This is a genomic window from Nocardiopsis quinghaiensis, from assembly GCF_008638365.1.
In the GTDB taxonomy this organism is placed as follows: domain Bacteria; phylum Actinomycetota; class Actinomycetes; order Streptosporangiales; family Streptosporangiaceae; genus Nocardiopsis; species Nocardiopsis quinghaiensis.
Genome location: NZ_ML703338.1, coordinates 66267 through 90501, shown reverse-complemented (window position 1 = coordinate 90501; position 24235 = coordinate 66267). Strand labels below are relative to the sequence as shown.

The following is a 24235-nucleotide window of genomic DNA, read 5'->3' as shown; positions in this document are numbered from 1 at the left end:
GGCACGCGTCGGTCCGCGGCGTCAGCCGTCCCGGTCGTCGTTCGCGTACTTGACCTCGCGGTAGTAGTCGGCCGCCCCCGGATGCAGCGGCACGGGCAGGGTGGCGATCGCCGAACGGGGATGCAGGTGCAGCGCCACCGGGTGGAACCGGACGAGCTCGGCGCGCGAGTCGAACAGCAGCCGGGTCAGGTCCCGGGCCACGTCGTCGGGCATGGAGGCGCTGACCACCAGCAGGCTCGGCACGCCGATGGTGCGCACGGCGGGCACGCCGGGGTAGGTGCCCGCGGGCACGGGCAGTTCGGAGAAGTACTCGCCGTGCCTGTCGATCAGTCCCGGGACGTGGTCGGCCAGGTCCACCAGCCGGACGGGGGTGCGCCCGGCCAGGTCGGCGACGGCCTGGGTGGGCAGGCCCCCCGACCAGAAGAACGCGTCGATCCGCCCCTCCTCCAGGGCGCGGGCCGAGGCGCCGATGGACAGCTGCAACCGCGTCACGTCCCGCTCGCCGGTCCGGGCGCCGGGCGCGGCCTCCCCCAGCCCCACCAGGTCCAGGAGCCGCTCGGCCATCATCTCGGTGCCCGACCCGCGCGCTCCCACGGACACGGTGTTCCCGGCCAGGTCGGAGACGGTCTCGTAGGGGGAGTCCGCGCGCACCACCAGGTGGGTGTGGTTGTCGTACAGGCGCGCGATCGCCGAGACCGGCAGCGGCTCCCCGAAGGGGGGATCGCCCGCGACCGCGAGCGCGGCGACGTCGGCGAGGGTGAAGGCGGCGTCCACGGCACCGGCCGCGACCATGCGGTTGTTCTCCACGCTCGCGGCCGTGGTGAGCGCGACGATCTCGGTGTCCGGGTAGGCGGTGGCGGCCTGGGCCAGGCCCGTGCCGTAGACGTGGTAGACCCCGCCGGTACCGCCGGTCCCGACGGACAGGCGAAGGGGCTCGGGGGGCCGTGGCTGTGACCAGGTGAGCAGGGAGGCGGTGGCCAGGACCGTGAGGAGGGCTCCGGAGACCGTCCCCGGCCATCGGGTGGGGGACCGCACCATGGCCGAACAATAGCAAGGAGGACGAAACCTCAGGGGAGGCTCAAATCCGAGGCGCAGGGCTACGGGTTTCGCGGCGGTGGCCACTACGTTTCTGGCAGCGGAGTGGTGTACGCCACACGCCGCTGGTCGGGGTGTTCTTCGCTCCCCGCTCCGGCCACACCCCCGAAGCCCGAGAGGACACCCGACCATGCGACACACGACGCCGTCCCTGGCCGCCATCCCCCTCAGCACGCTGCTGCTCGTCGGCTGCGCCCAGCCGGCGGAGTCCGGCGGCGGCGAGGAGGCCGGGATCGGCGGCGGCCCCGTCCAGGACCGGCTCAGCATCGTCACCGGCGGCACCGCTGGCGTGTACTACCCGATCGGCGGTGCGCTGGGCGGCATCATCGGCGACGGCCTCGAAGGCCAGACCGCCTCGGTCGAGTCCACGGGCGCCTCCGTGGAGAACCTCCGCCTGCTCGACTCCGGCAGCGGCCACCTGGCCATCGTCCAGGGCGACGCCGCCGACCAGGCGGCCACCGGCATGGCCGACTTCGAGGGCGCCCCGGTCCAGACCTACTCGCTGGCCGTGCTCTACCCCAACGTCTTCCACGCGGTGACCCTGGACTCCATCGCCCAGGACAAGGGCTTCGAGTGCTTCTCCGACGTGGTCGGCGACCGCTACTCCATCGGTGACGTCGGCAGCGGCAACGAGGCCACGACCAGGCAGGTCTTCCAGTCCCTGCAGATCACCGAGAACGACATCGAGATGGACCAGCTCGGTTACGCCGAGACCGCCAGCGCGTTGCAGAACAACCAGCTGGACGCCGGCTCCTGGGTGGTCGGCGAGGGCCACGCCGGCATCACCGAGCTCGGCACCACCGACGACGTCCACCTCATCCCGATGTGCGACGACGAGCGCTCCGCCGTCGTCGACGGCTACGGCGGTTACACCGAGCACGTCATCGAGGCGGGGACCTACCCGGGGGTGGACGAGGACGTGCCCACCATCGCGGTGTGGAACGCCCTGGTCGTGACCGGCGAGTTCAACGAGGACCAGGCCTACGACATCACCTCGGCCATGTTCGAGCACATCGACCAGATCCTCGACGTGTACGCCCCGGGCGAGGAGTACCTGGTCCCCGAGACCATCGCCAACAGTCCCGTCCCGGTGCATCCCGGCGCCGTCCGCTTCTACGAGGAGCAGGGCGTCGAGATCCCCGAGGACCTGCGTCCCGAGTAGGGCCCCGATGGACACACCCCCCGCGGCGGACGAACAGCGGTCGGCGGGCGCGGGGAACCGCGCCCGGCGTCCGCGGACCGCGGCGCCGGTCCTGTGCGGCGCGGTCCTGGCCGCGGTCCTCACCGCCCTGCTGCTACCGGTCCGGCCCGCCCTCAGGCTGAGCGACGAGGGGGACACGATCGGGTACCTGCCCCTGGCCGAGGGCGAGCGGTTCACCGTCGCCTACGTCCACTCCATCGACGGGCTGCCGATCGAGGAGGACATAGAGGTCCGCGACGGGCACCTGGTCGTCGAGGCCACCCGGCTCCGCCAGTTCGGCGCCGGTATGGGCCACATCCCCGGCGAGGGGACCGGTCACGCCGACGGCGCGTGGTGGGTCATCGAGGGGATCGGCCGCGACATCGGCACGGAACTGGTCATCAGGGTCGGCGCACCCGCCGTCGACCACCGGATCCGGACGCCCGACGACGAGGTGCGGCTGTCCCCGTGCCTGGCCGCCCGCCCGGTGACCGTCGAACCGGCCCGGGCGCCCGTCCTCCACCTGCTGCTGGGCGGCGCCCCAGAACCGGAGTGCTGACCCCGGGGCCCGCCGTTCGGTCCCCGCCGAGACCAACCGAGGAAGAAGCATGGCTGAGAACCCGTCCCGGACGCGGGACGAGACACCGGACCCGGACGAGAAGGGCGACGGGCCCGTCGGCGCGCTCCCCGGCGCGGAGGAGGACGGGCCGGCGGACCCCGCGTGGAGGCGGATCGCCGTCGAACGCTGGGGCGAGGGCCGCACGGCCTCCGTCGTCGGCGTCGCGATCCTGGTCCTCGCCGCGGCCCTGACCCTCTTCCAGCTCTACATCGCGCTCCGCGCCGGGTTCGACGCCCAGCAGCAGCGGCTCATCCACCTGATGTTCGTCATGGTGCTGGTGTTCCTGGCCAAGCCCGTCCTGCCCGGCGGGGCCGGGCGCTCGGTCCCGGCGCTGGTGCTCGACCTGGTGCTGATCGCCGCCACCGTGGCGGTCAGCCTCTACCCGATGGTCCTCCAGGCCGAACTGGCCTCACGGGCGGGCGCCTACACCGACACCGACTGGGTCATGGGCCTGACCGCGATCGTCCTCCTGCTGGAGGCGACCCGCCGGGCGGTCGGCACGGTCATGGTCGTGATGGTGGCCGCGTTCGTCCTCTACGCGTGGATCGGTCCCCTCATCCCCGGCCGGTTCGGGCACTCCGGCGCCACCATCCAGCGCATCGCCACGCACAGCTACCTGGGCGACGGCGTCTACGGCCTCACCCTCGGTGTGGTCGTCACCTTCGTGTTCGTGTTCATCCTGTTCGGCGCGCTGTTGTCCAAGACCGGGGGAGGCAGCTTCTTCGTCGGCCTGGCCTACGTGCTCACCGGGCGCATGGTCGGCGGCCCCGCCAAGGGCGCGGTGCTGGGCAGCGCACTGATGGGCTCGGTGTCCGGCAGCGCCATCGCCAACGTGGTCAGTACCGGACCGTTCACCATCCCGCTGATGCGCAGGGTCGGCTACAGGAGGCACGACGCGGCGGGCGTGGAGGCGGCGGCCTCCACCGGCGGTCAGATCCTGCCGCCCATCATGGGCGCGGGCGCCTTCATCATGGCCGAGCGCACCGGCATCCCCTACGCCGACATCGTCAAGGTCGCCATCATCCCGGCGCTGATGTACTTCGGCGTGATGTTCCTGTTCGTGGACATCCTGGCGCGCAAGCACGCCGTCGGACTCACGAAGGACTCCGAGCTGCCCACCCTGCGCGCGGTCATGGGCGCGGGCTGGCACTTCCTCGCCCCGCTGGTGCTGCTCATCACCCTGCTGATCAACTACGTGCCGCCCACCCAGGCGGGCCTGTACGCGTGCGGCGCCCTGCTGCTCGTGGCGATGCTGCGCGCCGGGAGCCGCCTGTCGCCCCGGGACTTCCTGGAGGTGTTCGTGCTGGCCGCGCGCAACACCATGCCGGTGTCGGTGGCCTGCGCCGTGGCGGGCGTCATCGTCGGCATGGTCGGCCTGACCGGGCTGGGCCTGGTGCTGTCCGACGTCCTGGTCACCGCGTTCGCGGGCAGTCTGCTGCTGACCCTGCTCATGGTCGCGTTCACGTCGCTCATCATGGGCATCGGCCTGCCGGTCACCGCCGCCTACGTCGTCCTCGCGGTGCTGGCGGTTCCGGCCCTGCAGGAGCTGGGGCTGGCCGTGATCGTCGCGCACATGATCGTGTACTGGTACAGCCAGGACTCCAACGTGACGCCGCCGGTGGCCTTCGCCGCCTTCGCCGCCGCCGGTATCGCCAACGCCAAGCCGATGCGCGCGGGCCTGTCCGCGTGGAAGTTCGCCAAGGGCCTGTACCTCATCCCCATGCTGATGGCCTACACGGCGCTGCTGACCGTCGCCGGTCCGGTGACGGACCTGGCCACGGCGGTGGTCAGCGGCTGTGTCGCGCTCGCGGCGGCGGCGATCGCGATCGAGGGCCACTTCCTGCGCCGCGCCATGCCGGGGGAGAGGCTCGCACTCGCCCTGGCGGCCGCGCTGGTCATGGTCGCCCCCGAGTGGAGCAACCTGTTCCGGTGGGCGCTCTCGGCCTCCGTCGACCCGGGCTGGTTCACCCTGGCCGGTTCGGTGCTGGGCGCCGCGCTCATCGCCCTCCAGGTGGTCGGCCACCGGCTCTCCCGGCGGGCGGGGAGCACGGCGGAGCCGACGGACCCCGCTCCCGGAGCCGAGCGGAGGGACGAGGCGGCCGCGGGAAAGTAGACGGCGGGCCCGCTACGCTCTGCTGACATGTGGCGATTCGGAGGCAGACCAGGCAGGGCGTCGCGCGGCGCCGACATCGGAGCGCTCCTGGTGCCGGAGGCCTTCGGCGTCGACCCCGGGCTGCGGACCGCGTGCGAGGCGGTGCGCGGGGGCGACGCCGAGGCCGGTCTGCCGCTGCTGGCGGAGAGCCGTGAGGACCCCGAGACCCGTGTGCTGCGGGCCGTGGAGCTGGGCCGGGCCGCGGTGGACCGTCCCGGGGACGTCGCCGCGCTCGTCGAGGGCGGCGCCGACCGGGCCGACGCCGTGCTGTGGCTGGGTTACGCGCTGCTGGCACGGATCCCGGGCCGGCCCGCCGGAAGGACCTCCACGGCCGAGCGGAAGGCCGTCTCCGCCACCCTGCACGAGGCCAGGGACGTCCTGGAGGTCGCCGCGGAGCTGCGGCCCGGCGACGCGGCACCCTGGGAGGGGCTCCAGAACGCCGCGGCGGGCCTGTCCGCCGACCGGGAGGACAAGGACCGGATCTGGCGCGAGACCATCGCCCGGGCGCCCCACCTGTTCCCCGCCCACATGACCCGTGTCCGTGCCCTCTGCCCGCCTCCGGGCGAGTCCGCCGCGACCGGCGCCGCCGAGGAGATGTTCGCCTTCGCGGGATCCGTCGCCGACACCGCGCCCGAAGGCAGCCCGCTGCCCGCCGTGCTCGCGCTGGCGCACGCCGAACACCTGCGCCGTGAGCGCGACCGGCTGAGCGAGGCGGGCAACATGGACTTCGTCGTGAACGGCGCCATGGGCCGCCTGTACGGCGAGGCCGTCCAGGAGCTGTTCTCCTTCGCCCGCGACTGGGTCGCCCGGGCGGTCCCCCACCCGCGGGACGCGCAGGCCCACCACCTGTTCGGATGGGCGTTCCACAAGGCTGGGACGGCCGAGGCGGCACGCTGGCACCTGAACGCCGTGGGCGGCCTGCGCTGCGACCTGCCGTGGTCGCTCTTCGGCCGCGCCTCCACCGAGGCGGGCCGGGCCATGGCCGAGCTGGGGGTGGACCCCGCCGGGGATCCCGGGGCCTGAGTACCCCTACTCAGGCGGAGGGTACGCGCCTCGGGCACTCTGTGAGCATGACCTACCGCCCCCGCACTCCCGTCCCCGCACCGCGTGCGATCCTGCTCGCCGCGGTCGCCGCCTTCGCCGCGGCGGCCCTGTCCCACCTCGTGGGATGGGCGGTCAGCCAGTACCTGGAGGCGGTCCACACCACCCCCGACGCCAACATCGGCGCGGGGATGGCCCTCTTCCTGCTGCCCGTTCCCCTCGCCCCGGTCCTGGCCTGGCCGCTGCTCCGGGCGGTCCGGCTGCCCTGTCCGGCGCTCACGGCACTGGCCGGCGCACTCCCGTACCTGCTTCTGGCCACGGGGGCGTGGCAGCTGTGCGTATCGGTCACGGACCGTTTTCCGGCCGACTCGCCCCTGGACTCCCCCCTGGTGTTCGCGGGGTCGCTGGCCGTGGCCAACGCGGTGGCCCTCACGGTGGCGCTGGCCGCCACGGCCGTGATCACCACCCGCCACCACGCCCGAGCGCTCCGGGACCGCTGACCCGCGGGGCGACCGAAAAACCCTCGCCACGCGGACGGCGCTCGGACACAATGCACGAGTGCTACTGACGATCACGACCACGGCGAACCCCGCGACGGACCTCGGTTTCCTGCTGCACAAGCATCCCGACCGGGCGCAGAGCTTCGGGCAGTCCTTCGGGACCGCGCACGTCTTCTATCCCGAGGCCACCGAGGAGCGCTGCACGGCGGCGCTGCTGCTGGACGTCGACGCGCAGGCGCTGCTGCGTACGCGCACGTCGGTGAGCACCCCCGACTTCGCGCTCTCCCAGTACGTCAACGACCGCCCCTACGCGACGTCGTCGCTGTTCGCGGTGGCGCTGGGCAGGGTGCTGCGGTCCGCGCTCAGGGGTGTCTGCGGGCAGCGCCCCGAACTGGCGCGCACGCCGATACCGCTGGAGCTGCGCATGCCCGCGGTGCCATGCCGGGCCGGGGCCGACCGCGTCCGCGCCCTCTTCGAGCCCCTGGGCTGGACGGTGGATGCCGAGCCGGTCCCGCTCGACCCCGGACTGCCGGGGTGGGGCGACTCGCACTACCTGTCGCTCACCCTCACCGGCACCCTGCGCCTGTCCGAGGCGCTCAGCCACCTGTACGTGCTGCTGCCCGCCATGGACGGCGACAAGCACTACTGGGTGGACCGGAGCGAGGTCGACAAGCTGCTGCGTGCCGGTGGGCTCACCGTGGGCACGGCCGGGGGCGACGGGTCCGACGGCACCGCCGAGGCCGCCGGGGCCGACCAGGACGAGGGGGAGGACGGCGGCGGGTCCGACGCCGGGACCGGCTGGCTCGTCGGGCACCCCGAGCGCGCCTGGATCACCCGCCGCTACCTCAGCCGCCGCGACGGCTACGTGCGGACCGCGCTGGCGCGTCTGGCCGAGGCCGACGACCTGGCCGAGGGCGAGGACGGGGACGACCCGGGGGTCGAGGAGGCCTCCGCGGCGCCGCCGCGCGAGGAGCGCGAGCCCGCCCTGGCCGAACAGCGGGCCGGTGCGGTCATGGCGGTGCTGCGCGCCGAGAACGCCACCAGCGTCCTCGACCTGGGCTGCGGATCGGGGCAGCTGCTGGAGCGGTTGGTCACCGAGCCCTCCCTGGACCGGGTCACCGGCGTGGACGTCAGCGTCGTCAGCCTGGAGCGCGCCCACCGCCGGGTGTGCCGGGGCTGCGCACCGGACGGGCGCGAACGCCACCGGCCCCTGTCCGCCTACGCCCGCGAAGGCCGCGGCCGCGGGGGAGACGGCCCCGCGAGGCCGGAACTGCTCGTGGGTTCGGTGGTCTACCGCGACAGGAGGTTCGAGGGCTACGACGCCGCCGTCCTGATGGAGGTGGTCGAGCACCTCGACCCCTCCAGGCTGCCCGCGATGGAGGAGAGCGTGTTCGGCGCCGCCCGGCCCCGCGTCGTCGTGGTGACCACGCCCAACGTCGAGTACAACACCCACTACGAGGGGCTGTCCGACGGCTCCCTCCGGCACGGGGACCACCGTTTCGAGTGGACGCGCGCCGAGTTCGCCCTGTGGGCGGGCCGGGTCGCCGAGAAGTACGGCTACCGCGTCCGCCACCTGCCGGTCGGACCAGGACACCCCGGGACCGGCGCTCCGACCCAGATGGGAGTCTTCACCGGATGAGCACGACCGAGAAGGCCGAGAACGCCGCGCCGCGCGTGCTCAGCGTGCCCGAGATGGGGCTCGTCGTGCTCGTCGGGGTGTCCGGCTCGGGTAAGTCCACCTTCGCCGCCAAGCACTTCGGATCCACGCAGGTGATCAGCTCCGACTACTGCCGCGGCCTGGTCAGCGACGACGAGAACGACCAGTCCGCGAGCGCCGACGCGTTCTCGCTCCTGCACACCGTCGTGGACATCCGGCTGCGGCGGGGCCTGCTCGCGGTGGCCGACGCCACCAACGTGCAGGCCAGGGCGCGCCAGGAACTGCTGCGCGTGGCCAAGGCCAACGACGTGCTGTCCAACGCCATCGTGTTGGACGTGCCCGAGGCCCTGGCCCGGGAGCGCAACCGGAACCGGCCCGACCGCGACTTCGGCGACCACGTCATCCGGCGCCAGCGGCGCGACCTCAGGCAGAGCGTCAAGCGGCTCCGCCGCGAGGGCTTCCGCAAGGTGTACGTGCTCAGCGGCCCGGAGGAGATCGACGCCGCGACCATCGAGCTGGAGCGCGCCTGGCCGGACAGGAAGGAGCTCACCGGACCGTTCGACATCGTCGGCGACGTGCACGGCTGCCGCGATGAGTTGGAGGAGCTGCTCGGGGAGCTGGGGTACGAGCTCTTCCGGGACGAGCTGGGACGCCCGGTCGGCGCCCGCCACCCCGGGGGCCGCACGGCGGTGTTCGTCGGCGACCTCGTGGACCGGGGGCCCGACAGCCCCGGCGTGCTGCGCCTGGTCATGGGCATGGTCGCCGACGGCGACGCCCTCTGCGTGCCCGGCAACCACGAGAACAAGCTCGTCAGGGTGCTCAGGGGAGGGAAGGCCCGGCTCACACACGGCCTCGCCGAGACCGTGGAGCAGCTGGGCCGGGAGAGCGAGGAGTTCCGCGGGAGCGTGCTGGACTTCTGCGACGGACTGGTCAGCCACCTCATCCTGGACGGGGGCAGGCTGGTCGTCGCGCACGCCGGACTCAAGGAGGCCTACCACGGGCGGGCCTCCGGCCGCGTGCGCTCCTTCGCCCTGTACGGCGAGACCACCGGCGAGACCGACGAGTACGGGCTTCCGGTGCGGCTGCCGTGGGCGCGCGAGTACCGGGGCAGGGCCGCCGTGGTCCACGGGCACACGCCCATGGTCAAGGCCGAGTGGCTCAACAACACCCTCTGCCTGGACACCGGCTGCGTGTTCGGCGGCAGGCTCACCGCGCTGCGCTACCCCGAGCGGGAGCTGGTCGGCGTGGCCGCCCACCGCACCTGGTACGAGCCCGTGCGCCCGCTCGGCGGCGGGCCCGCGAAGGCCGCGGACACCCGCCCGGACACCGTCGTGGACATCACCGACGTCGGCGCCGACGACGCCCACTCGGGCATGTTCGTGGAGACCGAGCACGGTCTGGTGCGCACCGGCGGCGGCAGCACCCTGGCCGCGCTGGAGGTCATGAGCCGGTTCTCCGTGGACCCTCGCTGGCTGCTGTACCTGCCGCCGGCCATGGCCCCGGCGCCGACCTCGGCCGAACCCGGCCTGCTGGAGCACCCGAACGAGGCCTTCGCCTCCTTCCGGGGCTCGGGGATCGGGGAGGTCGTGTGCGAGGAGAAGCACATGGGGTCGCGGGCCGTGGCCGTGCTGTGCCGGGACGGGGCCGCCGCCGAGCGCCGGTTCGTCCCCGGCGAGCCGGGCACCGTGTACACCCGGACCGGCCGGCCGTTCTTCAACGATCCCGCGCTCCAGGCGGAGGTGGTGGACCGGCTGCGGAAGGCGGTCACCGACGCCGGGCTGTGGGACCGGCTGGGTACCGACTGGGTCGCCCTGGACGGGGAGATGCTGCCGTGGTCGGCCAAGGCCCGTTCGCTGATCCGCGAGCAGTACGCGTCGGTGGGCGCCGCCGCCCGCGCGGCCCTGCCCGCCGCCGGAGCCGCGCTCGCCGCCGCGGCCGGCCGCGGCGTGCCCGTGGGCGGCCTGGCGGACAGGGTGGCGCGCCGCACGGAGCAGGTGGAGGAGTTCAGCCGGGTCTACCGTCGCTACTCCTGGGACACCGACGGCGTCGCCGGTCTCCGGTACGCGCCGTTCACGGTGCTGGCCTCCGAGGGCCGGGAGTACGGGGACGCCGACCACCTGTGGCACATGGCGATCGCCGAGCGGCTCGCCGAGGTGAGCGGTCTGGTCCGCTCCACCCGCTACCGGGTCGTGGACACGACCGACCCGGTGGCGTGCGCCTCGGCCGCCGACTGGTGGACCGAACTGGTCTCCAGCGGCGGTGAGGGCATGGTGGTCAAACCGGTCCTGGGCGCCCGCGCCAGGGGCCGCAAGGGCCTGGCCCAGCCCGGGCTGAAGGTGCGCGGCCCCGGGTACCTGCGGATCGTCTACGGTCCCGACTACACCGACCCGGACCGGATGACGGTCCTCAAGGACCGCAACGTGGGCCGCAAGAGCGGTCTGGCCATGCGCGAGCACAAGCTGGGCCTGGAGGCCCTGGCCCGGCACGCCCGGCGCGAACCCCTCTGGCGCGTGCACGAGCCGGTGTTCGCGGTGCTGGCCCTGGAGTCGGAGCCGGTCGACCCCCGGCTGTGACGCGCGCCTCGGACGATCCCGCTCCCAGCGGCACTGTCGGTGCCCCACAGCGCCACTGGGAGCAGGATCAGCGGCGGGGAGACCCCGCCCGTCACACCATCAACGTTTCCGGCCAGCCCACTGGCTGTCGGGATGTGGATGATCACACGAGGTAAGGGTTACCGAAGAGTAGTCCGACAGTACCAACCGTGTACCGCTTCGCCTCCTTTTCACGTCGTCTCTTTCGGTCGGACATCCACAGGGGCCATCATGTGCAGGCCCCAACCCCCAGTCACTTCCGGAGAAGACGTGTCCCCCACCCGACCCGGACGCCTGATCGCGTCCACGTCAGCAGCGGCGGCGGTGCTCCTGGGCGTCAGCCTCGGAGCGGTACCGACCGCCCTCGCCGACACCACAACCCCGGTGATCAGCGAGGTGTACGGCGGAGGCGGCAACAGCGGCGCCGACCTGCGCAACGACTTCGTCGAACTGGGCAACCCCGCCGACGGGGCGTTCTCCCTCGACGGGTGGAGCGTGCAGTACCTGCCCGCCGACCCCAAGCCGACCAGCCGGGTCCAGGTCACGGAACTGGGCGGCGAGATCGGCGCGGGCGAGTACTACCTCGTGCGCCAGGCGGCCGGCTCCGGGGGCGGCGCCGAACTCCCCGCCCCCGACGCCGCCGGCGGCGCCAACATGTCCGCGTCCTCCGGCACCGTCCTGCTCGTGCGCGGCACCGCCCCCGTCACCTGCCGCACCGCCGCCACGTGCGCCGAGGACGGGGACGTCGTCGACCTCGTCGGCTACGGCGACGCCGTCATCCACGAGAACGCGCCCGCGCCCAGGCTGGGCAACACCACCTCCGCCTCGCGCGACGCCGACCTCTCCGACACCGGAGACAACGCGGCCGACCTCACCGCCGGAGCCCCCACCCCCGCGAACACGGCGGGTGAGACCCCCGGCGACGGCGGCGGTGAGGACCCCGAGGACCCCGTCGAGCCCGGCGACCTGCGCGTCCACGACGTCCAGGGCACCACCCGCACCTCTCCCCACGTGGGACAGCAGGTCACGGGCCTGCCCGGCGTGGTCACCGCGGTCAACGCCTTCGGCGGCGCCCAGGGCTTCTGGTTCCAGGACACCGAGGGCGACGGCGACCCGCGCACCAGCGAGGCGCTGTTCGCCTTCACCGGCTCCACCACCCCCGACGTGGCCGTGGGCGACGAGGTCCTGGTCGCCGGACGGGTCAGCGAGTACCGGCCCTCCTCCGGAGCGCAGACCGTCACCCAGCTGAGCCAGGCCCTCTGGACCGTCCTGTCCTCGGGCAACGCGGTACCCGGCTCCGTCCTGCTGGACGAGGAAGCCCTCCCCGAGGCGTACGCGCCAGAGCCCGGCGGGGACGTCTCCTCCCTCGACCTGGAGCCGGAGGCCTACGCCCTGGACTTCTGGGCCGCGCACGAGCACATGCTCGTCCGTGTGGAGGACGCCCCCGTGGTCGGCGCCACCGACGGCTACCACGCCCTGTGGGTGACCACCAAGCCCGGGCAGAACCCCACCGTCAACGGCGGCACCCGCTACGGGTCCTACGACCAGCCCAACTCGGGCCGGGTCAAGATCGAGTCGCTGCTGGACCGGGCACGGCACCCGTTCCCCGACGCCAACGTGGGCGACACCCTCGCCGGGACCACCGAGGGCCCCGTCTACTACAGCCAGTACGGCGGCTACCTGGTCCGCGCCACCACCCTGGGCGAGCACGTGCCCGGTGACCTGGAGCGCACCGGCGTCCGCGACGCCGAGCGCTACGAGGTCAGTGTCGCCACCTACAACGTCGAGAACCTCGGCGGGCAGGACGACCAGGCCAAGTACGACGAGCTGGCCGCAGGGATGGTCGAGTACCTGAACTCGCCCGACATCATCGGCCTGGAGGAGATCCAGGACAACACCGGTCCGACCGACGACGGCGTCGTGGACGCCGACGTCACCCTGGACCGGCTGGTGGCCGCGGTCGAGGCACGGGGCGGCCCCTCCTACGAGTGGCGGCAGATCAGCCCGCGGAACAAGCAGGACGGCGGACAGCCGGGCGGCAACATCCGCAACGCGTTCCTGTTCGACCCCGCGCGCGTGCGGTTCGTGGACCGCGAGGGCGGCGACGCCACCACCGCCGTGGAGGTCGTGGAGGGTGGGCGCGGCGCCGAGCTGTCGGTGTCCCCGGGCCGGATCGCCCCGGAGGACGAGGCCTGGGAGTCCAGCCGCAAGCCGCTGGTCGGCCACTTCCGCGCCCTGAACCGGGACGTTTACGTGGTCACCAACCACTTCAACTCCAAGGGCGGCGACCAGTCCCTGCACGGCGTCCACCAGCCGCCGAACCGCACCAGCGAGACCCAGCGCCACGCCCAGGCCGAGCTCGTGCGCGGGTTCGCCGAGGAACTGCTGGCCGTGGACCCCGAGGCCAACCTGGTGGTCATGGGCGACCTGAACGACTTCCAGTTCTCCCGGACCCTGGAGATCCTCACCGTCGACGGGCCCCTGGACAACCCGATGACGGACCTGCCCGAGGGGGAGCGCTACAACTACGTGTACGACGGCAACTCCCAGGCCCTGGACCACATCCTGGTCAACCAGGCGCTCGCGGGCCGGGTCGACTACGGGATCGCGCGGCTCAACTCCGAGTTCCACGACCAGGTCAGCGACCACGACCCGCAGGTGCTGTGGCTGGACGTCCGCCGCAGCACCCCGCCGGGACGCCCCTGACCCCGTCCGGCCCCGGCGCGCGCCGCCGGGGCCGGACCCCCGCACGCTCCCGCGGCGACGGCCGGCCGGTTCCTCCGGCCGGCCGTCGCCGTGTTCCCGGGGCGGGCGGCGGTTCCGGGACACGGTGGCGTCCGTCACCGGCCACGTGCCCGGTGTCCCCCCTATTCTGGGAAGGGTCCGCGAGGCGGCGGGCGCACTCCACCCCAGGGAAGCGAATGATGAACGTCCTGCTCACCGGTGGTGCCGGGTACATCGGCTCCCACACCGCGGTCGAACTGCTCGAAGCCGGGCACGAGGTCGTGGTCGTGGACTCCCTCGTCAACAGCCACACCGAGGCGCTGCGCCGCGTCGAGCGCATCACCGGGCGCACCGTCTCCTTCCAAGAGGAGGACTGCACCGACCCCGCCGCGTTGCGCCGCGTCCTCGCCGAGCACCGGATCGACGCCGTCATCCACCTGGCCGGGCTCAAGGCCGTGGGGGAGTCGGTGGAACAGCCGCTGCGCTACTACCGCAACAACCTGGACGCCCTGCTCTCCCTCGTCGAGGTGATGGACGAACACGGTGTGCGCGACCTGGTGTTCAGCTCCTCGGCCACGGTCTACGGCGACCCCGAGCGTGCGCCCGTCACCGAGGACGGCGACCTGTCCGCCACCAACCCCTACGGCGCCACCAAGCTGTTCGCCGAACAGATCCTGCGGGACGTGGCCGCGGCCGACCCGCGCTGGCGGATCGTCTCCCTGCGCTACTTCAACCCCATCGGCGCCCACCCCAGCGGGCTGATCGGCGAGGACCCCCAGGGCGTACCCAACAACCTGTTCCCCTACGTCGCGCAGGTCGCCGCCGGGCGCCGCGAGCGGCTGAACGTGTTCGGCGACGACTACGGCACCCCCGACGGCACCGGCGTGCGCGACTACCTGCACGTGGTGGACCTGGCCCAGGGCCACCTGGCCGCCGTGGACCACCTCGCCGACGCCACCGGGTACCGCGTGTACAACCTGGGCACCGGACAGGGCACCTCGGTCCTGGAGGGCCTGCGCGCCTTCGAGCGCGCCACCGGATCGACCATCCCGTACACGGTGGCCGAGCGCCGCCCCGGCGACATCGCCGTGTGCTTCGCCGACCCCTCCGCCGCCGCCCGCGACCTGGGCTGGAAGGCCGTGCGCACCGTGGACGACGCCTGCCGCGACGCCTGGCGCTGGCAGTCCGCCAACCCCGGCGGCTTCGCGGGCTGAGCGGGACCGCACATCCCGCGGGACCCGCCGGACACGCGCGACGGCCTAGACTGGGCGGACATCCCTTTACTCCTGCGGAAGGTCCTCCGTCGTGTCCGTTGGTGCTGAGAGCACGTTCGACACCGTTCTCGTCGTCGACTTCGGTGCGCAGTACGCGCAGCTGATCGCACGGCGCGTCCGGGAATGCCACGTGCACAGTGAGATCGTGCCCTCGACCATGCCCGTCGAGGAGATGCTCGCCAAGAAACCCAAGGCCGTCATCCTCTCCGGGGGACCGTCGTCGGTCTACGCCGAGGGCGCCCCGAACCTGGGCCCCGAGCTGTTCGAGACCGGGGTCCCCACCTTCGGCATCTGCTACGGCTTCCAGGCGATGACCCGGGCCCTGGGCGGGACCGTGGAGAGGACCGACCTCAGCGAGTTCGGCCGCACCGAGCTGTCGGCGGTCCCCGACTCCCTGCTGTTCGCCGGTACGCCCGCCGAACAGCTGGTGTGGATGTCGCACGGCGACTCGGTGGTCGGCGCCCCCGAGGGGTTCACCACGACCGCCAGCACGGCGGGCGCGCCGGTCGCCGCCTTCGAGGACACCGACCGCCGCCTCTTCGGCGTCCAGTTCCACCCCGAGGTCATGCACACCGAGCACGGCCAGGAGGTGCTGCGCCGCTTCCTGTACGAGGGCGCGGGGTGCCGTCCCACCTGGACGATGGTCAACATCGTCGAGGAGCAGCTGGAGCACATCCGCGAGCAGATCGGCGACAAGCGCGTCATCTGCGGACTGAGCGGCGGCGTGGACTCCGCCGTGGCCGGTGCCCTGGTGCAGCGTGCCGTCGGCGAGCAGCTGACCTGTGTGTTCGTGGACCACGGCCTGCTGCGCAAGGGCGAGGCCGAGCAGGTGGAGAAGGACTTCGTCGCGATCACCGGGGCCAAGCTCAAGGTCGTGGACGCCGAGGAGCGCTTCCTGTCCGCGCTGTCGGGCGTCACCGACCCCGAGGAGAAGCGCAAGGTCATCGGCCGCGAGTTCATCCGCGTCTTCGAGCAGGCGGCCCGCGAGGTCGTCACCGAGAGCGGCGAGGCCGGGGCCGAGGTCGAGTTCCTGGTGCAGGGCACCCTGTACCCGGACGTGGTGGAGTCCGGCGGCGGCACCGGCACCGCGAACATCAAGTCGCACCACAACGTGGGCGGCCTGCCCGAGGACCTGCAGTTCACGCTGGTGGAGCCGTTGCGCGAACTGTTCAAGGACGAGGTGCGCAAGGTCGGCGAGGAGCTGGGCCTGCCCGCCGAGATGGTGTGGCGCCAGCCGTTCCCCGGTCCGGGACTGGGCATCCGCATCATCGGTGAGGTGACCCGCGAGCGCCTGGAGATCCTGCGCGAGGCCGACGCGATCGCCCGCGAGGAGCTGACCCGCGCCGGGCTGGACCGCTCCATCTGGCAGTGCCCGGTGGTGCTGCTCGCCGACGTGCGCTCGGTGGGCGTGCAGGGCGACGGCCGTACCTACGGCCACCCCGTGGTGCTGCGCCCGGTCAGCAGCGAGGACGCGATGACCGCCGACTGGTCGCGCGTGCCCTACGACGTGCTGGCCGGGATCTCCAACCGGATCACCAACGAGGTGCGCGAGATCAACCGGGTGGCGCTGGACGTGACCAGCAAGCCCCCGGGCACCATCGAGTGGGAGTAGCCCTCCCCACGGCACCGGACGGGCCCGGCACACCACGCTTCGGCGGGTGCGCCGGGCCCGTCCGCGTCCGGCCGTGGGGGCGTCCGCGGGCCCGTCCCCACCGGGGGCTCAGCTCACCATGTCCTGGATGTTGATCTCCGTGGGGTCCGCGTCGAGCCGGTGGTTCAGGACGAGCGTGTGCGGGGTCTCGCCGTCGCGCAGGATGAACACCAGTTCCCCGCTCGCCGTGGCACCGGGACCGATGCCGGCCCGGTCCCACAGCGGCTGCTCGGCCTCGCGCGGGGAGGGCTCCTCGGCTTCGCGGGTCTCGCTGAAGTTGGTCGACAGGCGCTGCTCGCGGTGGTCGAACACCAGCAGTTCGTCGCCGGCGTTCGACATCTCCAGGTTCACCACGCAGTACTCCGCGTTCGTCTGGAGCGTGGAGCGGATGTTGTGCTTGCGCAGGCCGCAGGTGACCTCGTTGACGTAGTACTGGACCATGCGGTCGGACGAGGCCCCCGACACGTCGTCGGGCACCCCGGTGGGATCCGTGTCGCCGGGGCCCCCGGACCCGGCGTCGCCGTCGGGCGCGGATTCCTGGGCGTCCGGCTGCGTCTGCTCCGAGGCGTCGTCCGAGGAGGCCCCGCCGTCCCCGGAGAAGGGTGGGCCGTCCCATCTCACCAGCACGCTCATCAGAATCATCAGCGCCACCAGCAAGACCACTCCGCCCAGCACCATGGCGACGATCACACCCCTGCGCCGGTTGGGCGCGGCGGGCCGGTGCGGAGGCGGCGGAACCGGCGGCACGTACGGCTGCGGACCGGGGCGGCCCGCCTGCTGGTCGGGCGGGGGGACCATCGGGATCGGCCCGGTCGAGGCCGGGTGCTGCCCCGGGGGAGGCACGGAGGCGGGCCGGGGACGCTGGTGCTGGCCGCCCGGAGGCGGGCCGCCCTGCATCTGGCCGCTCTGCATCTGACCACCCTGTACCTGGCCGCCCTGCATCTGGCCATTCGGCGGCGGACCGCCGGGGCGGGCGGCCTGGTGGCCCGGGGGCGGTCCCTGCGGACGCTGGAAGTTGCCCGTCTGGTGGTTGGGCGGAGGTAGGGGCGCGGGCGGCGCGGCCTGGTACTGGCCGGGGCCCGGGCGGCGCATGCCGCTCCTGACCTGGTGCGCGGGCGGGCCCTGCTGGGGATGCGGCATCCCGGGGGGCATGGGGGGCAGGTTCGGCCGCCACGACTGGTGCAGCGCGTTCGACACCATGTCGTTGGGGTTGGTGTTCTCCTCACCGCCCGCCAGCTCCAGCAGCAGGTCCTGCGCGGTGGGGCGGCGGCCCGGCTCCTTGGCCAGCGCGCGCAGCACCACGCGGTCCAGCGGGCTGTCCAGGTTGCCGATCTGCGGTTCGGCGAACAGCACCCGCTTGCCCAGCGTCATGGCGTCGCCGTTGCCGAAGGGATGCGTGCCGTTCCCGGCGAAGGCCACCAGGCACCCCCAGGCGAAGATGTCCGCCGAGGTGGTGACCTGCTCCTCCAGCAGCTGTTCGGGCGCCATCCAACCGGGGCTTCCCATGACGATGCCGGTCTGGGTGTGGTTCGTGGCGGTGTTCATCGCGCGGGCGATGCCGAAGTCGATCACCCGGGGACCGGAGAGCGACAGCAGCACGTTGGCGGGCTTGAGGTCGCGGTGGACCAGCCCGGTGCGGTGGATGGCGGCCAGGGCGGCCGCCACGCCCAGCGCGAAGCCGTGCAGGGTCGAGGAGTCCAGCGGTCCGTGCTCGGCGATGTGCTCGGCCAGCGCGGTGCCCGCGATGTACTCGGTGACCATGTAGGGGCGGTTCTCGAACGTCCCGTGGTCGAGCACCTTGGCCGTGCAGAAGGAGGCGACCTTGCGGGCGTTCTCCATCTCGTCGCGGAAACGCGCCCGTGTCGCCTCGTCGAAGGCGAGCTCCGGGCGGATGACCTTGATGGCTACCTGGTTGTTCTTCTCCGGTGCACTGCCGAGGTAGACGGTGCCCATGCCGCCGCTCCCCAGCTTCCCGGACAGCACGTAGGGACCGATGGTGGCCGGATCCCCGGCGGCCAGCGGTTCCAGGTTCTTCGGGAGCCCATCCGACGGCAAGCGACCCTCCCCGACGGTGTCCAAACTCCGCCTTGCCCCAAGGTAGCGGTGTTTGTGCCCGGTTTCCCACTCACAGGCCCGATTGGGCTGTTCTGAGGGCGGGCGGTGACTGACATGACAGTGGTAACGATCCCCGGATCGTGGTCGTGGTTCCCGATTCCCTCCGGCGACGGTGTCCGCGCTGGTAAGGAGTGGTGAACACACCGGTGCCCCCGGCGGGGTACGTGTTCACGCAAGGCGGGGGTTCCTTTACGATTGGGGACTCGTGACCGTTGATACCACCGTAACCGTGCGGGTCCCCGCGAAGGTGAACCTCCAGTTGGCGGTGGGGCCCGGACGTGAGGACGGGTTCCACGACCTCGTCAACGTGTTCCACGCCGTCTCGTTGTTCGACGAGGTTACCGTCAAGGAGGCCCCGCCGCGTCGGCCGAACCCCTCCGGCGCCGGGGAATCCGCGCCCGCGGGGGCGGGGAGGGCCGCTGGCGCGGGTCCGGGAGGCCCCGCCGAGGAGCCAGCCTTCGCCGGACTGACCGCGGGCGGCGGCCTGGGCTCCCACCTGGCCCGCGTGCCCCTGGACGACTCCAACCTGGCCGCGCGCGCCGTGGCCCTGCTGGCGGAGCGGACCGGCCGGGGCCATCCGGTCACGGTCCACCTGGACAAGCACATCCCGGTGGCGGGAGGCATGGCCGGGGGGAGCGCGGACGCCGCGGCGGCCCTGCTCGCCTGCGACCACCTGTGGGGCTGCGGACTGTCCCTGGAGACCCTGGCCGGGTACGCGGCCGACCTGGGCAGCGACGTGCCCTTCGCGCTGCTGGGAGCCACCGCGGTGGGCACGGGGCGCGGGGAGGTCCTGCGTCCGCTGGCCGCTCCGGGGCGGCTGCGCTGGGTCTTCGCGCTGTCTCCGCACGGGTTGTCCACGGCCAGCGTGTTCGGCGAGTACGACCGCATCCGTCCGGACGCTCCCGAGCCCCGTCTGGACCCGGCGCTGGCCGACGCGCTCACCAGCGGTGATCCCGCGGCCCTGGGGGCCGCGCTGACCAACGACCTCCAGGAGGCGGCGCTGTCGCTGCTGCCGGAGCTGGAGCGGACCCTGAGGACGGGCAGCGGCGCGGGCGCCCTGGGCGCGCTGGTGTCGGGGTCGGGGCCGACCTGCGCTTTCCTGGTCGGCGGCGGGGACGGGGACGAGGCCGCCGAGCGCGAGGCCGCCGTGGTGGCCGAGCTGGAGGGAAGCGGGCTGTGCGAACAGGTCGTGTCGGCGTACGGGGACGTCCCCGGGGCCACTGTCCTGTGAGGTAAATCACCTCAGGTTTTCCTGCCGCGCGGGTGTTTCCGCCCATTGACCTCAACTTTTGTTGAGGTTGAACACTGAGGGGCATGACGACAGCAGCCGCCCTCTCGCGCTACGCCGACCTCCCCGCCCTCATCGGACTCATGGAGGGTGACGAGAAGCACAGGGGAGCCGCCCACTCCACACTCGACGTGGTCTGGGTGCTCTACGACCGTGTGCTGGCCGTCACCCCCGACACCGCCGAGGACCCGGCCCGCGACCGGTTCCTGCTCTCCAAGGGGCACGGGCCCGCGGCCTTCTACGCAGTGCTCGCGGCCAAGGGCTTCCTGGACGTGTCCGTCCTGCGCGGCTGGGCCGCCTTCGACTCGCCGCTCGGCCACCACCCCGACCGGGTCCTCGTGCCCGGCGCGGAGATCGGCAGCGGGTCCCTCGGACACGGGCTGCCGCTGGGCCTGGGCACCGCGCTCGGCCTGCGCGCCCAGCGGATCCGCCGGCCCGACGGCGCCGAGCCCCGTGTGGTGGTGCTCGTGGGCGACGGCGAACTCGACGAGGGCAGCAACCACGAGGCCGTCGCGGTCGCCGGCCGCCTCGGCGTGGACCACCTCACCGTCGTCGTCGTGGACAACGCCTCCTCCGGCCACGGGTGGCCCGGCGGGATCGGCACGCGCTTCGCGGCCGAGGGCTGGGAGGCCCGCGACGTGTCCGGGCGCGACCAGGACGCCCTGTACGAGGCCCTCACCCGCCCCCACACCGGACGGCCGCTGGCCGTCGTCGCCCGCGTCCGTCCCTAGGAGAGCGTCCGATGAACATGCGTGAGACCTTCGCCGCCACCGTCAGCCGGGCCATGGACGAGGACCCGAGGGTCGCCGTCGTGCTGGCCGCCATCTCCGCGGGGATGTTCCGTGCCTCCGCCGCCCGGCACCCGGGCCGGGTGATCGACGTGGGCATCCGGGAACAGGCCATGATCGGCGTGGCCGGAGGACTGGCCCTGACAGGGATGCGGCCGGTCGTGCACAGCTACGCGCCGTTCCTGGTGGAACGGCCCTTCGAGCAGGTCAAGCTGGACCTCGGCCACCAGGACGCCGGCGCCGTCCTGGTGAGCATCGGCGCCTCCTATGACGCCTCCGACGCGGGGCGCACACACCAGGCCCCCGGTGACGTGGCCCTGCTGGACAGCCTGCCGGGGTGGACGGTGTACGCGCCCGGCCACCCGGACGAGGTGCGCGGCGCCCTGGCCGCCGCGCTCCCGGGGGAGCACCGCGTGTACGTGCGGCTGTCCGAGGCCGCCAACCGGGCACCGCTGCCCGTCGGCGGACGCCTCAGCGTGCTGCGGACGGGCTCGCCGCGATCGGCCGGGGTGGTGGTGGCCGTCGGGCCGATGCTGGACCGGGTGCTGGAGGCGACCGCGGACCTGGACGTGACCGTCGCCTACACGGCCACCGTGCGCCCGTTCGACCGGGAGGGGCTGAGCGCGCTGACCGGAGCGGCGGGCAGCGCCGACGTGCTCGTGGTGGAGCCGTACCTGCGGGGGACCTCCGCGCACGAGGTGGCCGAGGCGCTGGCCGACCGGCGCCACCGTCAGCTGGGGCTGGGAGTCGCCCGGGACCACGAGGTGCGCGCCTACGGGACCCCGGCGCGGCACGACCGGGTCCACGGGCTGGACCCGGAGGGGATCGCCAAGGCCGCCCGGGACTTCTTCCTGGTGTAGGGGCGGCGGTGGCCGTGCCGCCGGGTACGGACCGCTGAGCGGTTGCGGCGGGAGACGGTTCGCGCACCGCGGTACTGCCGCCACAATGGATACTGATGAATCTGGTCAATCTTCAGGACGTGTCCCTGGCCTACGGGCCGCTCGTGCTCCTCGACAAGGTGTCGCTCGGTGTGGAGGAGGGTGAACGCATCGGCGTGGTCGGCCGCAACGGCGGCGGCAAGTCCACGCTGATCTCCGTGCTCTCCGGCATCACCGTGCCCGACTCCGGGCGGGTGGTGCACAACCGCGGCCTGCGCGTCGGGTTCCTGCACCAGCGCGACACCTTCCCCGACACCACGGTCGGGGAGTTCGTCCTGGGCGACCGCGCCGAACACGAGTGGGCGGGTGACGCCCGCATCCGCGACATCCTGCGCGGCCTCCTCGGCGGCTGGGGACTGGACACCCCCATGAGCGGCCTCTCCGGCGGGGAGCGCCGCCGCTCCGGCCTGGCCAGGCTCCTGGTCGACGACCACGACCTCATCGCCCTGGACGAGCCCACCAACCACCTCGACATCGAGGGCATCGCCTGGCTCGCCGAGCACCTGCGCGGCCGACCCGAGTCGCTCGTGGTCGTCACCCACGACCGCTGGTTCCTGGACGCCGTCACCACCCGAACCTGGGAGATCGGCCGCGGCGCCGTCGAACGCTACGAGGGCGGCTACGCCGCTTACGTCCTGGCCAAGGCCGAGCGCGAGCGCCAGTCGGCCGCCGCCGAGGAGCGCCGCCAGAACCTCATGCGCAAGGAGCTGGCCTGGCTGCGCCGCGGCGCCCCGGCCCGCACCTCCAAGCCCAAGTTCCGCATCGAGGCGGCCAACCAGCTCATCGCCGACGAGCCGCCGGTCCGCGACACCGTCGAACTCGTCCGCTTCGCCAGCGCCCGGCTGGGCAAGACCGTCATCGACCTCAAGAACGTGTCGGTGTCCGTCCCCGACCGGGTCCTGCTCGACCACCTCACCTGGCAGCTGGGCCCCGGCGACCGGGTCGGCCTGGTCGGTGTGAACGGTGCGGGCAAGTCCACCCTGCTCAGGATCCTCGCCCAGGAGCGCGATCCCGACACCGGCAGCGTCCGCACCGGCCGGACCGTCAAGCTCGCCCACCTGTCCCAGAACATCGTCGAGCTGGATCCCGCGCTCCGCCCGCTCCAGGCGGTCATGGAGATCCGCGAGCACATCACCATCGGCAAGCGCGACTACACCGCCAGCCAGATGCTGGAGCGGTTCGGGTTCCGGGGCGAGCGCCAGTGGACCCCGATCGGCGACCTGTCCGGTGGCGAGCGCCGCCGCCTCCAGCTGCTGAGGCTGCTCATGGACGAGCCCAACGTGCTGCTGCTGGACGAGCCCACCAACGACCTGGACATCGAGACCCTCACCGAGCTGGAGGACCTGCTCGACGGCTGGCCGGGATCCCTGGTGCTGGTCAGCCACGACCGCTACTTCCTGGAGCGCATCACCGACCGGGTGATGGCCCTCATGGGCGACGGCAGCCTGGCGTTCCTGCCCGGCGGCGTGGACGAGTACCTGGAGCGCCGCGCGCGGACCGCGGGGGAGGGCACCCTGCCGCAGGGCGCGTCCGAGACGGCCGCGGCGGGGGCCGCGCCGGAGCGGCCCGCCGTGTCGGCGGCCGAGCGGCGCACCGCGCAGAAGGAGATGCAGCGCGTCGAGCGGCGCATGGACCGCATCACCAAGCGCGAGGCGGAGCTGCACGAGCTGATGGCCGCAGCGGCCGACGACTACGCCAGGCTCGCCGAACTCGACACCGAGGCCAAGACCCTGGCCGCCGAACGCGGCACTCTGGAGGAGGTCTGGCTGGAGCAGGCCGAGGCCGTCGACGAGTAGGCGGCCCTCCGCGCGCGAACAAGACCCGTCAGCCCCGACATGGGGGATCGTTCGGTCGGGGTCGGCGAAAACGGCCGGCCCCCTTTCGCGCGCCCCGAGGACCCTTCGGCTGACACGTCCCGGCCCGTGACGGGCTCCGGCACGCGTCCTCGCATGCCGGAGCCGTGGAACGAGTGATCGAGTCCGTTTTCCGGGGAGGATTTCCATCACGGCCGCGCGCGCTTCCCCACACCCCCGGGGAAGCACCGCGCGTCGAGTGAACACCCCCGAGAAGGCAGGAAGTGAACGCCATGACCTCCCTGGACCTGGACGAGATCCCGGTGACGCTGATCGACGGACGCCAGACGACGTTCGGCGAGTGGTCCGGCAAGGTGAGGCTGGTGGTCAACGTCGCCTCGCGTTGCGGTCTCACCCCGCAGTACGCGCGGTTGGAGGCCTTGCAGCACCAGTACGGCGGCAGGGGCTTCACCGTGCTCGGTTTTCCCAGCAACCAGTTCCTCCAGGAGTTCGGCAGCGAAAGGAAGATCGCGGGATACTGCGCGGCCACGTGGGGCGTCACGTTCCCCATGATGCGCAAGGTGAGGGTCAACGGAAGAAACCGCCACCCCCTCTACGCCGAGCTCGCCTCGGTCTCCGACAACGAGGGCAGATCCGGAAGGGTGCGGTGGAACTTCGAGAAGTTCCTCGTCCTCCCCGACGGCGCCGTTCACCGCTTCTCCCCGAACACGGTGCCGGACGACCCCCGGATCGTCGCGCTCATCGAGGACTCGCTCCCCGAAGGGGCGGAGTAGCCGGTCGTCCGGGTGGGCCCCGGCGGCCCGACCCG

Annotated in this window: 17 protein-coding genes; 15 read left to right on the top strand and 2 right to left on the bottom strand. The window is 72.8% G+C overall.

Annotated elements, in window-relative coordinates:
- Positions 1–21: 21 nt before the first annotated feature.
- Positions 22–1038, bottom strand: a complete 1017-nt coding sequence (locus FYX01_RS01570; RefSeq protein WP_150236749.1) for a TAXI family TRAP transporter solute-binding subunit — start codon at positions 1036–1038, stop codon at positions 22–24.
- 187 nt (positions 1039–1225) lie between these two features.
- On the opposite strand from FYX01_RS01570, the gene FYX01_RS01565 reads away from it, so the two are divergent.
- The 10 genes from FYX01_RS01565 to guaA all read left to right on the top strand — a co-directional run bounded on the left by FYX01_RS01565 (position 1226) and on the right by guaA (position 16445).
- Positions 1226–2257, top strand: coding sequence for a TAXI family TRAP transporter solute-binding subunit (locus FYX01_RS01565; RefSeq protein WP_150236747.1), 1032 nt, complete (start codon positions 1226–1228; stop codon positions 2255–2257).
- Positions 2258–2264: 7 nt separating this feature from the next.
- Positions 2265–2834 (top strand): DUF1850 domain-containing protein, encoded by a 570-nt coding sequence (locus tag FYX01_RS01560; RefSeq protein ID WP_150236745.1) that lies wholly within the window; start codon positions 2265–2267, stop codon positions 2832–2834.
- Between the two features lie 49 nt (positions 2835–2883).
- Entirely contained in the window at positions 2884–5007 is a 2124-nt protein-coding gene (locus tag FYX01_RS01555) for a TRAP transporter permease (RefSeq protein ID WP_150236743.1), read from the top strand.
- Positions 5008–5034: 27 nt separating this feature from the next.
- Positions 5035–6069, top strand: a complete 1035-nt coding sequence (locus FYX01_RS01550) for a hypothetical protein (RefSeq protein WP_150236741.1) — start codon at positions 5035–5037, stop codon at positions 6067–6069.
- A gap of 47 nt (positions 6070–6116) precedes the next feature.
- Positions 6117–6587, top strand: coding sequence for a transporter (locus FYX01_RS01545; RefSeq protein ID WP_150236740.1), 471 nt, complete (start codon positions 6117–6119; stop codon positions 6585–6587).
- Positions 6588–6645: 58 nt separating this feature from the next.
- The gene (locus tag FYX01_RS01540) at positions 6646–8226 is read left to right on the top strand and encodes a 3' terminal RNA ribose 2'-O-methyltransferase Hen1 (RefSeq protein WP_150236739.1); all 1581 of its coding nucleotides are present in this window, start codon (positions 6646–6648) and stop codon (positions 8224–8226) included.
- Positions 8223–10817: a polynucleotide kinase-phosphatase gene (locus tag FYX01_RS01535; RefSeq protein WP_150236738.1), complete on the top strand. Its 2595-nt coding sequence runs from the start codon at positions 8223–8225 to the stop codon at positions 10815–10817. Before FYX01_RS01540 ends, FYX01_RS01535 begins: the two co-directional genes overlap by 4 nt.
- 288 nt (positions 10818–11105) lie before the next feature.
- Positions 11106–13541, top strand: coding sequence for an endonuclease/exonuclease/phosphatase family protein (locus FYX01_RS01530; protein WP_150236737.1), 2436 nt, complete (start codon positions 11106–11108; stop codon positions 13539–13541).
- Between the two features lie 218 nt (positions 13542–13759).
- Positions 13760–14773, top strand: coding sequence for a UDP-glucose 4-epimerase GalE (gene galE / locus FYX01_RS01525; RefSeq protein WP_150237004.1), 1014 nt, complete (start codon positions 13760–13762; stop codon positions 14771–14773).
- 91 nt (positions 14774–14864) lie between these two features.
- Positions 14865–16445, top strand: a complete 1581-nt coding sequence (gene guaA / locus FYX01_RS01520; protein ID WP_150236734.1) for a glutamine-hydrolyzing GMP synthase — start codon at positions 14865–14867, stop codon at positions 16443–16445.
- Between the two features lie 108 nt (positions 16446–16553).
- Here guaA and FYX01_RS01515 read toward each other — a convergent pair whose 3' ends face one another.
- Entirely contained in the window at positions 16554–18539 is a 1986-nt protein-coding gene (locus FYX01_RS01515) for a serine/threonine protein kinase (RefSeq protein ID WP_150236732.1), read from the bottom strand.
- Between the two features lie 265 nt (positions 18540–18804).
- Between FYX01_RS01515 and FYX01_RS01510 the strand changes: the two genes are divergently transcribed.
- The 5 genes from FYX01_RS01510 (at position 18805) to FYX01_RS01490 (ending at position 24200) form a co-directional block, all read left to right on the top strand.
- Positions 18805–19830 (top strand): 4-(cytidine 5'-diphospho)-2-C-methyl-D-erythritol kinase, encoded by a 1026-nt coding sequence (locus FYX01_RS01510; protein WP_150236730.1) that lies wholly within the window; start codon positions 18805–18807, stop codon positions 19828–19830.
- An 83-nt stretch (positions 19831–19913) separates the two neighbouring features.
- Entirely contained in the window at positions 19914–20618 is a 705-nt protein-coding gene (locus tag FYX01_RS01505; RefSeq protein ID WP_150236728.1) for a thiamine pyrophosphate-dependent enzyme, read from the top strand.
- 17 nt (positions 20619–20635) lie between these two features.
- Positions 20636–21535 (top strand): transketolase family protein, encoded by a 900-nt coding sequence (locus FYX01_RS01500; RefSeq protein ID WP_150237002.1) that lies wholly within the window; start codon positions 20636–20638, stop codon positions 21533–21535.
- A 95-nt stretch (positions 21536–21630) separates the two neighbouring features.
- Positions 21631–23409: an ABC-F family ATP-binding cassette domain-containing protein gene (locus tag FYX01_RS01495; RefSeq protein ID WP_150236726.1), complete on the top strand. Its 1779-nt coding sequence runs from the start codon at positions 21631–21633 to the stop codon at positions 23407–23409.
- A 290-nt stretch (positions 23410–23699) separates the two neighbouring features.
- Positions 23700–24200 (top strand): glutathione peroxidase, encoded by a 501-nt coding sequence (locus FYX01_RS01490; RefSeq protein ID WP_150236723.1) that lies wholly within the window; start codon positions 23700–23702, stop codon positions 24198–24200.
- Positions 24201–24235: the final 35 nt, after the last annotated feature.

What these genes read in the sequence shown, in the direction of transcription:
- FYX01_RS01570 (WP_150236749.1), bottom strand. Translation starts at nt 1,038, where the DNA reads ATGGTGCGGTCCCCCACCCGATGGCCGGGGACGGTCTCCGGAGCCCTC.
- FYX01_RS01565 (WP_150236747.1), top strand. Translation starts at nt 1,226, where the DNA reads ATGCGACACACGACGCCGTCCCTGGCCGCCATCCCCCTCAGCACGCTG.
- FYX01_RS01560 (WP_150236745.1), top strand. Translation starts at nt 2,265, where the DNA reads ATGGACACACCCCCCGCGGCGGACGAACAGCGGTCGGCGGGCGCGGGG.
- FYX01_RS01555 (WP_150236743.1), top strand. Translation starts at nt 2,884, where the DNA reads ATGGCTGAGAACCCGTCCCGGACGCGGGACGAGACACCGGACCCGGAC.
- FYX01_RS01550 (WP_150236741.1), top strand. Translation starts at nt 5,035, where the DNA reads ATGTGGCGATTCGGAGGCAGACCAGGCAGGGCGTCGCGCGGCGCCGAC.
- FYX01_RS01545 (WP_150236740.1), top strand. Translation starts at nt 6,117, where the DNA reads ATGACCTACCGCCCCCGCACTCCCGTCCCCGCACCGCGTGCGATCCTG.
- FYX01_RS01535 (WP_150236738.1), top strand. Translation starts at nt 8,223, where the DNA reads ATGAGCACGACCGAGAAGGCCGAGAACGCCGCGCCGCGCGTGCTCAGC.
- galE (WP_150237004.1), top strand. Translation starts at nt 13,760, where the DNA reads ATGAACGTCCTGCTCACCGGTGGTGCCGGGTACATCGGCTCCCACACC.
- FYX01_RS01505 (WP_150236728.1), top strand. Translation starts at nt 19,914, where the DNA reads ATGACGACAGCAGCCGCCCTCTCGCGCTACGCCGACCTCCCCGCCCTC.
- FYX01_RS01500 (WP_150237002.1), top strand. Translation starts at nt 20,636, where the DNA reads ATGCGTGAGACCTTCGCCGCCACCGTCAGCCGGGCCATGGACGAGGAC.
- FYX01_RS01495 (WP_150236726.1), top strand. Translation starts at nt 21,631, where the DNA reads ATGAATCTGGTCAATCTTCAGGACGTGTCCCTGGCCTACGGGCCGCTC.
- FYX01_RS01490 (WP_150236723.1), top strand. Translation starts at nt 23,700, where the DNA reads ATGACCTCCCTGGACCTGGACGAGATCCCGGTGACGCTGATCGACGGA.